This is a genomic window from Pseudomonas sp. ABa2 (assembly GCF_056676075.1).
On sequence record NZ_CM155239.1, the window covers coordinates 4,005,811 to 4,017,945 of the forward strand.

Sequence of the window (12,135 nt, forward strand, 5' to 3'; positions counted from 1 at the left end):
CTCCCCGCCCTGACGCCGCGCTCGCGCGGCGCTTGTCGTCACACACAAAAAGCCATACACAAGCTGTACAAAGAATTTGACTTGTACAATAGCAGACCTATGATGGACAAAAGTTGTACATGACCAAGCCCATGTACAAGACAGCCGGAGGTCGAGTCATGCAACCGAGCAAAGCCAAACTGGGCATCAGCGCCTGCCTGCTGGGCGCCGAGGTGCGCTACAACGGCGGTCACAAGCTGTCGCGCCTGTGCAGCCGCAGCCTCGCCGAGCATTTCGAGTTCGTCCCGGTGTGCCCGGAAGTCGGCATCGGCATGCCGGTGCCGCGCCAGCCGATTCGCCTGGTGGGCGACCCGCAGGCGCCGCGCGCAGTCGGCACGGTGGAACGCTCGCACGACGTCACTGACGCCCTGGCCGCCTATGCCGAACGCATGGCCGGCGAGCTGCAGGGCATCTGTGGCTTCATCTTCATGCAGCAGTCGCCGTCCTGCGGCCTGGAGCGGGTCAAGGTCTACCAGGACGGCGGCCGCCCCAGCGAGCCGGGCCGTGGCATCTTCGCCGCGGCCTTCTGCGCCCGGCATCCCGACCTGCCGGTGGAGGAAGACGGCCGCCTCAACGACCCGGTGCTGCGCGAGAACTTCCTCACCCGCGTGTTCGCCTACGCCGAGTGGCAACGTCTGCTGCAGGAGGGCCTGACACGCCGCGCGCTGATCGCCTTCCACTCGCGCTACAAGTACCTGCTGTTGGCCACCGACCCGCTGCAGTACAAGACCCTCGGCCGCCTAGTCGGCGATCTCGCCCGGCACGACCTGGCCAGCCTGGCGCCGCACTATTTCAGCCAGCTAATGGCGGCGCTGAAGCGCTGCGCCACCCGCGGCACCCACAGCAACGTGCTGCAGCACCTGGCCGGCTATCTCAAGCGCGCCCTGAGCCCCGACGAGAAACAGGAGATGCAACAGCTGATCGGCCAGTACCGCGACGGCGTGGTGCCGCTGGTGGTGCCGCTGACCCTGCTCAAACATCATTTCCGCCGCCACCCGGATCGCTACATCGCCGAGCAGGTCTACCTGCAGCCGCATCCGGAACGTCTGAGTCTGCGCAATGCCCTCTGAGCCGAACGACCAGCTGCAGCGCAGCGAGGCCGCCGATCAGCTGCGCAGCGCCCTCGCCCAGGGCTATCTGCCAATTCGCGACGTGGCGCGCAGCACCGGGGTCAACGCCGTCACCCTGCGCGCCTGGGAGCGCCGCTACGGGCTGATCGTGCCGCAGCGCACGGCCAAGGGTCACCGCCTCTACTCGCCGCAACACGTGGCGCGCATCCAGGCCATCCTCGGCTGGCTCGGCCGTGGCGTCGCGGTGAGCCAGGTCAAGGAACTGCTGGACAGCCGCCAACCGCTGCAGCTGCCGGCCGACGGCGGCTGGCGACAATTGCGCGGTGAGCTGCTCGGGCATATCGCCCAGCTCGCCGAACGGCGCCTGGACGAAAGCTTCAACGCCGCCCTGGCGCTCTACCCGCTGCGCACCCTGGTCGAACGCCTGCTCTGGCCGCTGCTCGGCGAACTGCAGCAGCGCTGGCAGGGCCAGTTCGGCGCGCGCCTGGAGCAGGTGTTCTTCTTCTCCTGGCTGCGCAGCAAGTTTGCCACGCGCATCTACCACAACAACCGTCAGGCCGGCGGTGCGCCGCTGCTGCTGGTCAACCTCGGCGACGCGCCGATGGAGCCCGGCCTGTGGCTGTGCGCCTGGCTGGTCAGCGACAGCGACTGCCCGGTGGAGGTGTTCGACTGGCCGCTGCCGCCCGCCGAACTGGCCCTGGCCCTGGAGCAGATCGCCCCGCGCGCGTTGCTGCTGTACGCCGACCAGGCGCTCGACGGCGCCCTGCTGCGCCGCCAGCTGCCGCGCCTGCACCGGCAGTGCCGGATCCCGCTGCTGCTGGCCGGCCCCGCCGCCCATATCCACCGCGACGTGCTGGCCGAGCTGGCGCTGGCCGCCGACCCGCTGGCCGCCCATGCCTGGCTGCAGCGCCAGGGCCTGCTCGGCCCCCTCGAGGATTCACCATGCGTCAACTGATCTGGCTGCGCAGCGACCTGCGCGTGCACGACAACAGCGCCCTGGCCAGCGCCATGGCCGCCGGCCCGACCCTGGCGCTGTACCTGCTCAGCCCCAAGCAGTGGCTGGCCCACGACGACGCGCCGTGCAAGGTCGAGTTCTGGCTGCGCAACCTGGTCGAACTGCAGCGTGCCTTGCAGCGGCTGAATGTGCCGCTGCTGGTGCGCCAGTGCGACGACTGGGAGCAGGCACCCGCCATCGTCGCCGAAGTCTGTCACCAGCACGCCATAGGGACGGTGCAGGTCAACGAGGAGTACGGCGTCCACGAGAGCCTGCGCGACCGCACCACCGCGGCCTATCTGGCGCAGCAGGACGTCGCCTGGCACAGCCACCTGGACCAGTTGCTGTTCAAGCCCGGCAGCGTGCTGACCCAGTCCGGCGGCTACTTCCAGGTCTACAGCCAGTTCCGCAAGGTCTGTTACCAGCGCCTGCACACCGCCCTGCCGGCGCTGCGCGCACAACCGAAGGCGCAGGCGCCGCTGGACGTGGCCAGCGACCCGCTGCCCGCCGCGATCGCCGGCTTCGCCGCACCGAGCGAGGCGCTGCGCGCGCTCTGGCCGGCCGGCGAAGAGCAGGCGCACAGCCGCCTGGCGCGCTTCGCCGAGGAGCGCATCGAGTTCTACCAAGAGGCGCGCGACTTTCCCGCCACCCTCGGCACCAGCCAGCTGTCGCCCTACCTGGCCGCCGGCGTGCTGTCGCCGCGCCAGTGCCTGCATGCGGCGCTGCGCGCCAACCGCGGCGAGTTCGACAGCGGCAACCCCGGCGCCGTCACCTGGATCAACGAACTGCTCTGGCGCGAGTTCTACAAGCACATCCTGGTGGGCTACCCGCGGGTCTCGATGCACCGCGCCTTCCGCCAGGAAACCGAGGCGCTGCCCTGGCGTGACGCGCCGGACGAGCTGGCCGCCTGGCAGCAGGGCCGCACCGGCCTGCCCATAGTCGATGCCGCCATGCGCCAGCTGCGCGCGACCGGCTGGATGCACAACCGCCTGCGCATGATCGTCGCCATGTTCCTGACCAAGAACCTGCTGATCGACTGGCGCGAGGGCGAGCGCTTCTTCATGCGTCAGCTGATCGACGGCGACCTGGCGGCGAACAACGGCGGCTGGCAGTGGAGCGCCTCCACCGGCACCGACGCGGCCCCCTATTTCCGCATCTTCAACCCCATCAGCCAGTCGCAGAAGTTCGATCCCGACGGCCACTTCATCCGTCACTGGGTGCCGGAGCTGGCCGGGCTGAACAAGCGCGACATCCATGATCCGGCCGCGCTCGGCGGGCTGCTCGCCCCGGCCGGCTACCCGCGGCCGATCGTCGATCTGGCGCGCTCGCGCGAACGCGCCCTGGCCGCGTTCAAGCATCTCGGCAACCGGGAGGTGCCCGCATGAACGATTTCCTGTCCACCTTCGGCGAACGCTTCGCCGCGCTGAACAAGGACAACCTCGAGCGGCTCGGCGAGCTGTACAGCGACGACGTGCTGTTTCGCGACCCGTTGCACGAGGTACGCGGCCTGGACGCGCTGCGCCGCTACTTCGCCGAGCTGTACGCCAATGTCGACGCGCTGCGCTTCGAGTTCCACGGCCGCGACCGGGTCGACGAGGGCCAAGGCTACCTGCGCTGGACCCTGAGCTACCGCCACCCGCGCCTGGCCCGCGGCGCACCGATCCAAGTCGACGGCTGCACGCACCTGCAGTGGCGCGACAAGGTCTATCTGCACCGCGACTACTTCGACGCCGGCGCCCTGCTCTACGAGCATCTGCCCGTGCTCGGCCAGAGCATCGGCTGGCTGAAGCGGAGGCTGGCATGAAGCGTATCTGGCTTACCGGCGCCAGCAGTGGCATCGGCATCGCCCTGGCCGAGGAACTGCTGCGCGGCGGCCACCGCCTGGCCCTCAGCGCGCGCCGCAGCGGCCCGCTGCAGGAGCTGGCGATGCGCTTCCCCGAGCAGGTGCTGGTGGTGCCGGGCGATCTCTGCGAGCCCGAGCAGGTGCGCGCCATCGCCCAGCGCATCGGGCAGGCCTGGGGCGCGCTGGATTGCGCCATCCTCAACGCCGGCACCTGCGAGTACCTCGACGCCCAGGTGTACGAGTCCGCCCTCATCGAGCGGGTGATACGCGCCAACCTGCTTTCGGCCAGCCACTGCATCGAGGCGGCCCTGCCCCTGCTGCGTCGGGGCGAGCGGCCGCACCTGGTCGGCGTCGGCAGCTCGGTGACCTTCCTCGCCCTGCCGCGCGCCGAGGCCTACGGCGCCTCCAAGGCGGCCATGCGCTACCTGCTGGAGGCGCTGCGCATCGACCTGGCCGGCGAAGGCATCGACGTCACCCTGATCAGCCCCGGCTTCGTCGACACCCCGCTGACGCAGAAGAACGACTTCCCCATGCCCATGCGCTGGCCGGCGGCAAGGGCCGCCCGGCACATCGCCGCACGGCTGGACAAGCACCCGCTGGAAATCGCCTTTCCCGCGCCCTTTATCGTCACCCTGAAACTCCTCGGCCTGCTGCCCAAACGCCTGCGCCTGGCCATCGGCCGCCGCCTGGCGCGCAGCGAGCCCACCACCCAGGACGCCCCATGAAAATCGCCATCATCGGCAGCGGCATCGCCGGCCTGACCAGCGCCTACCTGCTCAATCGCCAGCACGAGATCCAGGTATTCGAGGCCAGCGACTGGGTCGGCGGCCACACCCATACGGTGGACGTCGAGGTGGACGGCCGCGCGTACGCCATCGACACCGGCTTCATCGTCTTCAACGACTGGACCTACCCCAACTTCATCCGCCTGCTGGAACAGCTCGGCGTGGCCTACCAGCCCACCGAGATGAGCTTCTCGGTCAGCGATCCGGCCAGCGGCCTGGAGTACAACGGTCACGACCTCAACAGCCTGTTCGCCCAGCGCCGCAACCTGGTCTCGCCGGGATTCTGGGGCATGCTGCGCGACATCCTACGCTTCAACCGCCAGACCCAGGACGACCTGGCCTGCGGCCGCATCGCCGCCGACACCACCCTCGGCGACTACCTCGCGCGCAACGGCTACGGCCAGCGCTTCATCGACCACTACATAGTGCCCATGGGCGCGGCGATCTGGTCGATGTCGCTGGCCGGCATGCTCGGTTTTCCGCTGCAGTTCTTCGTGCGCTTCTGCAAGAACCACGGCCTGCTGTCGATCAGCGACCGCCCGCAGTGGCAGGTGATCGCCGGCGGCTCGCGCAGCTACGTGGCGCCGCTGAGCGCCAGCTTCGCCGAGCGCATCCGGCTCAACTGCCCGGTGCAGCGGGTCGAGCGCGATGCCGGCGGCGTCACCCTGCACAGCGCCGCCGGCGCCGAGCGCTTCGACAAGGTGGTGTTCGCCTGCCACAGCGACCAGGCCCTGGCCCTGCTGGCAGGGCCCAGCGCCGCCGAGCAGGCCATCCTCGGCGCCCTGCCCTACGCCGACAACGAGGTGGTGCTGCATACCGATACGCGCCTGCTGCCCCGGCGCCAGCTGGCCTGGGCCAGCTGGAACTACCGCCTGGGCGGGCCGAGCGATCGACCGGCAGCGGTCACCTACAACATGAACATCCTGCAGGGTATCGACAGCGATACCACCTTCTGCGTCAGCCTCAACCAGGGCGCGGCCATCGACCCGGCCAAGTTGCTCGCGCGCTTTCGCTACGCCCACCCGCAGTACAGCCTGGCCGGCATCGCCGCCCAGGCGCGCTGGGAAGAGCTGCAAGGCAGCCAGCACAGCTACTACTGCGGCGCCTACTGGGCCAACGGCTTCCACGAGGACGGCGTGCTCAGCGCGCTGCGCGTGGCCCGCGCCTTCGGCGAGGCGCTGTGATGCACAGCGCCCTGTACAGCGGCTGGGTGCAGCATCGGCGCTTCGCCCCGCGCGCGCACGCCTTCCGCTACCGCATGGGCCTGCTCTACCTCGATCTGGACGAGCAGGACGCCCTGTTCGCCCTCTCAAAGCTGGCCGGGCGCAGCCGCTGGATGCCCTTCGCCTTTCGCGAGTCCGATTACCTGCCGCAATTCACCCGCGCCGGCATGCCCCTGGCCGAGGCGGTGCGCCAGCGCGTCGAGCGGGCCATCGGCCGGCGCCCGCTGGGGCGCATCTGCCTGCTGACCCAGCCGCGCAGCTGGGGCCTGGCGTTCAACCCGGCGAGCTTCTTCTACTGCTTCGACGCCGACGAGCAACTACTGGCGATCCTCTGCGAAGTGAGCAACACGCCCTGGCGCGAGCGCTATCACTACGTGCTGCCGGCAGCCGGCACTGGGCGGCAGCAGTTCAGCGTGGCCAAGGCCTTCCACGTCTCGCCCTTTCTGCCGCACGAGCTTGAGTACCGCATGAGCTTCAGCCCGGTGGGCGAGCGCCTGGGCATTCATATGGCCGACTGGAACGGCGAGGAAAAGCTCTTCGACGCCAGCCTCAGCCTGCAGCGCCAGCCCCTGAGCCGCGCCAGCCTGCACCGCCATCTGCTGAGTTTCCCCTGGATGACCGCCAAGACCCTCGCGGCCATCTACTGGCAGGCCCTGCGCCTGCTGCTCAAACGCGTGCCCCTGTTCGCTCACCAGGCCGCGGAAGGCGACTTCCGCGTCGCCCGCCCGCAACCGAAGGACCTGCCCTATGAAAAGCTCTAGCCTGACCTCCGCCAAAGACAGCGTGCGTGCCGGCAGCGGCCTCGGTGCCGGCCTGTTGCGCCGCGCCGTACTGCGCCAGCTGGGTCGCCTGCGCCATGGCCGGCTGACCATCCACGAGGGCGCCGAGACCCTGCACTTCGGCGACCCGCAGGCCAGCCTGCGCGGCGAAATCCGCGTGCTCGACGGCGCGGTCTGGGGCCTGGTGGCCGGCAACGGTTCGATCGGCTCGGGCGAGGCCTATATCCACGGGTACTGGAGCACCCCGGACCTGACCGCGGTGATCCGCATCTTCGTCGCCAACCTGGAGGTGCTCGACGCCATGGAGCGCGGCCTGGCGCAACTCGGCCGGCCGCTGATCCAGGGCCTGCACTGGCTCAACCGCAACACCCGCCAGGGCTCGCGGCGCAATATCGCCGCGCACTACGACCTGGGCAACGAACTGTTCGAGCAGTTCCTCGACCCGACCATGATGTATTCGGCGGCCATGTTCAAAGGCGCGGATGACAGCCTGGAGCAGGCGCAGCTCAACAAGCTGGAGCGCATCTGCCAGAAGCTGGCGCTCAGGCCATCCGACCACCTGCTGGAGATCGGCACCGGCTGGGGCAGCATGGCCATCCATGCCGCCACCCGCTACGGCTGCCGGGTGACCACCACCACCTTGTCGCGCGAGCAGCATGCCCATACCGCACGGCGCATCCGCGAGCTGGGCCTGGAGGATCGCATCACCCTGCTGCTGGAGGATTACCGCGACCTCGAGGGCCAGTACGACAAGCTGGTCTCCATCGAGATGATCGAGGCGGTCGGCCACCGTTTTCTGCCCACCTACTTCCAGCAGTGCGCGCGCCTGCTCAAGCCCGACGGGCTGATGCTGCTGCAGGCCATCACCATCCGTGATCAACGCTACGAACAGGCCTGCAAGTCGGTGGACTTCATCCAGCGCTACATCTTCCCCGGCGGCGCCCTGCCCTCGGTACAGAAGATGCTCGATGTGGTCGGCCGCCATACCGACCTCAACCTGCACCATATGGAAGATTTCGGCCTGCACTACGCGCGTACCCTGCGCCTGTGGCACGACAACCTGCGCCAGGCCCGCCAGCGCCTGGAGCAGTTGGGCTACGACGACTACTTCTACCGACTCTGGGAGTTCTACCTGTGCTATTGCGAGGGAGGCTTCCTCGAACGCACCATTGGCACCGCGCAACTGCTGCTGGCCAAGCCGGCCGCGCGGCCCGCCCCTCTGCTAGGAAACTTCGATGCCTAAACTGATCGCCAACGCCCTTCTCTTCCAGCTCGGCTGGCTGGTCTGCGTCTTCGCCGGCGACAGCCCCTGGCTGCTGCTGGTGGCGGCGATCATGGCGGTGCACCTGCTGTGGGTCAGCAGCTGGGCGGCGGAGGGCAAGCTGCTGCTCAGCGTGTTTCTCGCCGGCAGCGCGCTAGACAGCTTCCTGCTCAACCTTGGGCTGTTCGACTTCGGCGAGCCGCGCCAACTGATCCCGCTGTGGCTGGCGCTGCTCTGGCTGCTGCTGGCCAGCACCCTCAACCATTGCCTGGCCTGGACCGCGCAGCCCTGGTGGAAAGGCAGCCTGCTCGGCGCGCTGGCGGCGCCACTGTCCTACTACGGCGGCGCGCAGATCGCCGACGTCGGCCTGCCGCTGGGCACCTGGCCGACCCTGGCCATCCTCGCCGCGGTCTGGGCGGTGGCGATGCCGGTGCTGCACGGCTTCGCCCGGCTGTATCGCGCCCAGTACGAACAGAGTCTGCGTAGCCGGCGAGCGGCGTAGATTCGGCCTTGAGATCGACGGGCGGAGCGCTGCGCGCTCGCTGTTGGGCTTCGCTACGCTCAGCGCCAACCGGCGCCGCGAACCGCTCAGCCGTCCGCACACCACGACGGCGAGCCTTGGCGTACACTGCCGCGCCATGAGCCAGACCATCCCCCACAGCCAATTGCCGAGCGAGCCCGAAGTCAGCTGCAGCACCTGCGCGGCCTGCTGCTGCCAGCTGGAAGTGATGCTGTTCGGCGACAGCGGCGTGCCGCCGCGCTATATCGATACCGACCAGTGGGGCGGCGAGGTGATGCGCCGCCTGGACGACGGCTGGTGCGCGGCGCTGGATCGCGACAGCATGCGCTGCACCATCTACGCAGTGCGTCCGATGATCTGCCGCGAATTCGAGCTGGGCGCGGCCGAGTGCCTGGAGCAGCGCCGCGGTATCGCCGGGGCCTATCGATAACGGGGTAAACCCGTGCGCCGCGCGCCCCCAATCCCCAGGCGAGACGCGCAACGAAAAAGACCGGGACTGGCCCGGTCTTGTGGTTCAGAAGCTCAGCCGATAATGCAGGGTGTAGGCTTCGGCGCCGTCGTTGGGGTTCTGCAGGCCGGCGTTGGAGTAGTGCACCGCGCGCAGGCCGACCTCCTGGCCGGAGAAGCGCAGGCCGACGCCGATGCGGTCCTCGAACTGGAAGGACGAGCCCAGGTCGTTGTCTTCCAGCTCGGTGCTGGAGAAGGCCGCCACGCCGATGCCCGCCTCGATATAGGGGCGCACGTGTTGGCCGGCGAACTCGTAGACGAATACCGGGGCGAACGACAGACTGTGGTTGCTCGCCGTCTCGTCGCCGTCCCAGTAGGTGTACCCCAGATCCCAGTAGCCGGTCAGGCGACCGACGTCGCTCTGCAGCCAGCTGCTGCTCCAGTCCCATTGCGCCCCCAGGCGATAGACCATGGTGGAATCGCCGCTCTGGCCGATGGCAGCGGTCACGTCCGCCGCCTGTACCGCCCCCATCTGTCCCATGGATAAGGCTGCACAGGCAGCCAAAACACACAGCTTCTTCATGAATTATTCCTTCTTGAGAAGTCAGCTAGAACGAATGACCTGCACCTGAGTATAGAAGCCTTCGTTATGAGCGAAAGGCTACAAAGGCACAAAACCCGGCTCAGAATGCCCGCACTTCGGCCGCCTCGCCCAGCAGCACCGGCAATACCCGCTGCATTTGCGCAGGCGATCCGCTGCTCCAGTAACGGGTCGCCTGCGCCGGCCCGGCGGCCAGCAACTGGCCCTGTTCGAGCAGACGCTGCAGCTGGCGCGCCACCGCCGCGCCGGTGTCGATCAGGCTCACCGAGTCCGGCACCAGACGACGCAGCAGCGGCTTGAGGAAGGGGTAATGGGTGCAGCCGAGGATCAGCGTGTCGCAGCCCTCGGCCAGCAGCGGCGCGACATAGCCCTGCAGCAGCTCGCGGGTGGCCGGCGCCTCCAGCGCACCGGCCTCGATGCATTCCACCAGCCCCGGGCAGGGCTGGGTGATCACCCGCACATCGCTGGCGAAGCGGTCGAGCAAGGCGGCGAACTTGGCACTCTTCAGCGTACCGGTGGTGGCCAGCACGCCGACCACGCCGCTGCGGGTGGCCGCCGCAGCCGGCTTCACCGCCGGCTCCATGCCGACGATGGGCAGCGCCGGGTAACGCTCGCGCAGCTCGCCCACCGCCGCCACGGTGGCGGTGTTGCAGGCCAGCACCAGCGCCTTGGCGCCCTGGGCGAGGAGGAACTCGGCGATGACGCGGCTGCGCTCGCGGATGAACTCGGGGCTCTTCTCACCGTAAGGCACGTGGCCGCTGTCGGCGACGTAGAGCAGCGACTCGTGCGGCAGCAACTGGCGAATCTCGCGCAGCACCGACAGGCCGCCGACCCCGGAGTCGAACACGCCGACCGGCGCGTTACCGGCCATCGCCACCGCCGCACACGCTGCAGGCCGGATCGCGCTTGACCCGCAGCTCGCGAAAGCGCGTGCCGAGGGCATCGATCAACAGCAGGCGGCCGACCAGCGGCTCGCCGAAGCCGGCCAGCAGCTTGAGCGCCTCCAGCGCCTGCAGGCTGCCGACCAAGCCCACCAGCGGGCCGACCACCCCGGCCTCGCTGCAGGTCAGCTCGGCCTCGCTGCCGTGGCCGTAAAGGCAGTGGTAGCAGGGGCTGGCGGCATTGCGCGGATCGAATACCGAGAGCTGGCCTTCCAGGCGGATCGCCGCGCCGGACACCAGCGGCTTGCCGGCGGCCACGCAGGCGGCATTGACCGCCTCGCGGGTGGAAAAGTTGTCCGAGCAGTCCAGCACCAGATCGACGCCGCTCACCGCCGCGGCCAGCGAGTCGGCGTCCAGCGCCTGGCGATGCGGCACCAGGCGCACCTGCGGATTGATCGCGGCCAGCCGCGCCATGGCCGAATCCACCTTGGCCTGGCCGATGCTGGTTGTGTCGTGGGCGATCTGCCGCTGCAGGTTGGTCAGGTCGACGCGGTCGAAGTCGGCCAGGTGCAACTCGCCGACGCCGGCGGCGGCCAGGTACAGCGCCACCGGCGAGCCCAGCCCGCCGAGGCCGACGATCAGCGCGCGGCTCTGCTTGAGGCGCAACTGGCCGTCGACGTCGATCTGTTTGAGGAGAATCTGCCGGCTGTAGCGCAGCAGCTCGTCGTCGCTGAGCATGGTGGGGTCACTCATGATGGAAACGTCCCAGACTGATGCGCTGGTGGCCGGCCAGGTCACGCCGGCTGTCCACCTCGGCGAAGCCGACAGCTTTGAGCAGCGCGCGCACCGCCTCGGCCTGATCGAAGCCGTGCTCCAGCAGCAGCCAGCCGCCGGGCTGCAGATGGGCCGGCGCGGCCTGGATGATGACACGGATATCGTCCAGCCCGTCGGCGCCGGAGACCAGCGCGCTGCTCGGCTCGAAACGCAGGTCGCCCTGATCGAGGTGATGGTCGTCGGCGCGAATATAGGGCGGGTTGCTGAGGATCAGGCTGTAACGTCGGTCGGCCAGGGCGGAGAACCAGTGGCTGTGGAGAAACTCGGCATTGTCCAGCTGGAGGCGCTGGCGATTGCGCTCGGCCAGGGCCACCGCCTCCGCCACCCGGTCCACCCCGGTGACGCGCCAGGCCGGCCGCTCGCTGGCCAGGGCCAAGGCGATGGCGCCGCTGCCGGTACCCAGGTCCAGCGCCGCCAGCGGCGTGGCCGGCAGCAGCTCGAGGGCGCTTTCCACCAGCAGTTCGGTGTCCGGGCGCGGAATCAGGGTATGGCTCGCCACCTCCAGATCCAGGCTCCAGAAGCCCTGGTGGCCAAGGATATAGGCCACCGGCTCGCCGGCGCGGCGGCGCTGCAGATAGGTGTCGAACAGCGCCTGCTGCGCGGCATCGGGCTCGCGCTCCGGCCAGGTACGCAGGTAGCTGCGCGGCTTGCCCAGGGCGGCGGCCAGCAACAGCTCGGCGTCCAGCCGCGGGGTGGGCGAGTCGGGCAGCTCGGCGTTAGTTAGCAGGGTTTCGATGGTGGCCATGGTTCTCTCGTAGGGTGGATCGGGCGCGTAGCTCGCGCTTTATCGACCCACCGTGCGGGATGATGGATGAAAACAGCGTCATCCACCCTACGGGTCTGTCAGCTCTTCCCGGA

General features: G+C 69.0%; 14 protein-coding genes. 10 read left to right on the plus strand and 4 right to left on the minus strand.

Annotated features, from left to right (window positions below; all coding sequences use genetic code 11):
* The first annotated feature begins 158 nt into the window (after positions 1-158).
* The 10 genes from AC1G9C_RS19535 (at position 159) to AC1G9C_RS19580 (ending at position 8,944) form a co-directional block, all read left to right on the plus strand.
* Positions 159-1,109, plus strand: coding sequence for a YbgA family protein (locus AC1G9C_RS19535; RefSeq protein WP_480408534.1), 951 nt, complete (start codon positions 159-161; stop codon positions 1,107-1,109).
* Positions 1,099-2,064 (plus strand): MerR family transcriptional regulator, encoded by a 966-nt coding sequence (locus AC1G9C_RS19540; RefSeq protein WP_397496170.1) that lies wholly within the window; start codon positions 1,099-1,101, stop codon positions 2,062-2,064. Before AC1G9C_RS19535 ends, AC1G9C_RS19540 begins: the two co-directional genes overlap by 11 nt.
* Positions 2,052-3,488, plus strand: coding sequence for a deoxyribodipyrimidine photo-lyase (phrB, locus tag AC1G9C_RS19545; RefSeq protein WP_480408535.1), 1,437 nt, complete (start codon positions 2,052-2,054; stop codon positions 3,486-3,488). Before AC1G9C_RS19540 ends, phrB begins: the two co-directional genes overlap by 13 nt.
* A complete protein-coding gene (locus AC1G9C_RS19550; RefSeq protein WP_480408536.1) occupies positions 3,485-3,907 on the plus strand; it encodes a nuclear transport factor 2 family protein in 423 nt (140 codons plus the stop codon). The genes phrB and AC1G9C_RS19550 overlap by 4 nt, the downstream gene beginning before the upstream one ends.
* The gene (locus AC1G9C_RS19555; RefSeq protein ID WP_480408537.1) at positions 3,904-4,671 is read left to right on the plus strand and encodes an SDR family NAD(P)-dependent oxidoreductase; all 768 of its coding nucleotides are present in this window, start codon (positions 3,904-3,906) and stop codon (positions 4,669-4,671) included. Before AC1G9C_RS19550 ends, AC1G9C_RS19555 begins: the two co-directional genes overlap by 4 nt.
* Positions 4,668-5,915 (plus strand): NAD(P)/FAD-dependent oxidoreductase, encoded by a 1,248-nt coding sequence (locus AC1G9C_RS19560; protein ID WP_480408538.1) that lies wholly within the window; start codon positions 4,668-4,670, stop codon positions 5,913-5,915. The genes AC1G9C_RS19555 and AC1G9C_RS19560 overlap by 4 nt, the downstream gene beginning before the upstream one ends.
* On the plus strand, positions 5,915-6,715 hold the full coding sequence (locus AC1G9C_RS19565; protein ID WP_480408539.1) for a DUF1365 domain-containing protein: 801 nt from the start codon (positions 5,915-5,917) through the stop codon (positions 6,713-6,715). Before AC1G9C_RS19560 ends, AC1G9C_RS19565 begins: the two co-directional genes overlap by 1 nt.
* Positions 6,702-7,976, plus strand: a complete 1,275-nt coding sequence (locus AC1G9C_RS19570; protein ID WP_480408540.1) for a class I SAM-dependent methyltransferase — start codon at positions 6,702-6,704, stop codon at positions 7,974-7,976. Before AC1G9C_RS19565 ends, AC1G9C_RS19570 begins: the two co-directional genes overlap by 14 nt.
* Positions 7,969-8,496 carry a DUF2878 domain-containing protein gene (locus AC1G9C_RS19575; RefSeq protein WP_021443346.1) on the plus strand — a complete coding sequence of 176 codons (528 nt, stop codon included), beginning with the start codon at positions 7,969-7,971 and terminating at the stop codon, positions 8,494-8,496. Before AC1G9C_RS19570 ends, AC1G9C_RS19575 begins: the two co-directional genes overlap by 8 nt.
* Before the next feature lie 136 nt (positions 8,497-8,632).
* The gene (locus AC1G9C_RS19580) at positions 8,633-8,944 is read left to right on the plus strand and encodes a YkgJ family cysteine cluster protein (protein WP_480408541.1); all 312 of its coding nucleotides are present in this window, start codon (positions 8,633-8,635) and stop codon (positions 8,942-8,944) included.
* An 84-nt stretch (positions 8,945-9,028) separates the two neighbouring features.
* On the opposite strand, the gene AC1G9C_RS19585 is transcribed toward AC1G9C_RS19580, so the two are convergent.
* The 4 genes from AC1G9C_RS19585 to prmC form a co-directional block, all read right to left on the minus strand.
* Positions 9,029-9,544, minus strand: coding sequence for an acyloxyacyl hydrolase (locus AC1G9C_RS19585; RefSeq protein ID WP_480408542.1), 516 nt, complete (start codon positions 9,542-9,544; stop codon positions 9,029-9,031).
* 100 nt (positions 9,545-9,644) lie between these two features.
* Positions 9,645-10,433, minus strand: coding sequence for a glutamate racemase (murI, locus tag AC1G9C_RS19590; protein ID WP_480408543.1), 789 nt, complete (start codon positions 10,431-10,433; stop codon positions 9,645-9,647).
* Positions 10,423-11,181 (minus strand): molybdopterin-synthase adenylyltransferase MoeB, encoded by a 759-nt coding sequence (locus AC1G9C_RS19595; protein ID WP_480410424.1) that lies wholly within the window; start codon positions 11,179-11,181, stop codon positions 10,423-10,425. Before AC1G9C_RS19595 ends, murI begins: the two co-directional genes overlap by 11 nt.
* A 7-nt stretch (positions 11,182-11,188) precedes the next feature.
* The gene (prmC, locus tag AC1G9C_RS19600) at positions 11,189-12,022 is read right to left on the minus strand and encodes a peptide chain release factor N(5)-glutamine methyltransferase (protein WP_480408544.1); all 834 of its coding nucleotides are present in this window, start codon (positions 12,020-12,022) and stop codon (positions 11,189-11,191) included.
* Between the last annotated feature and the right edge of the window lie 113 nt (positions 12,023-12,135).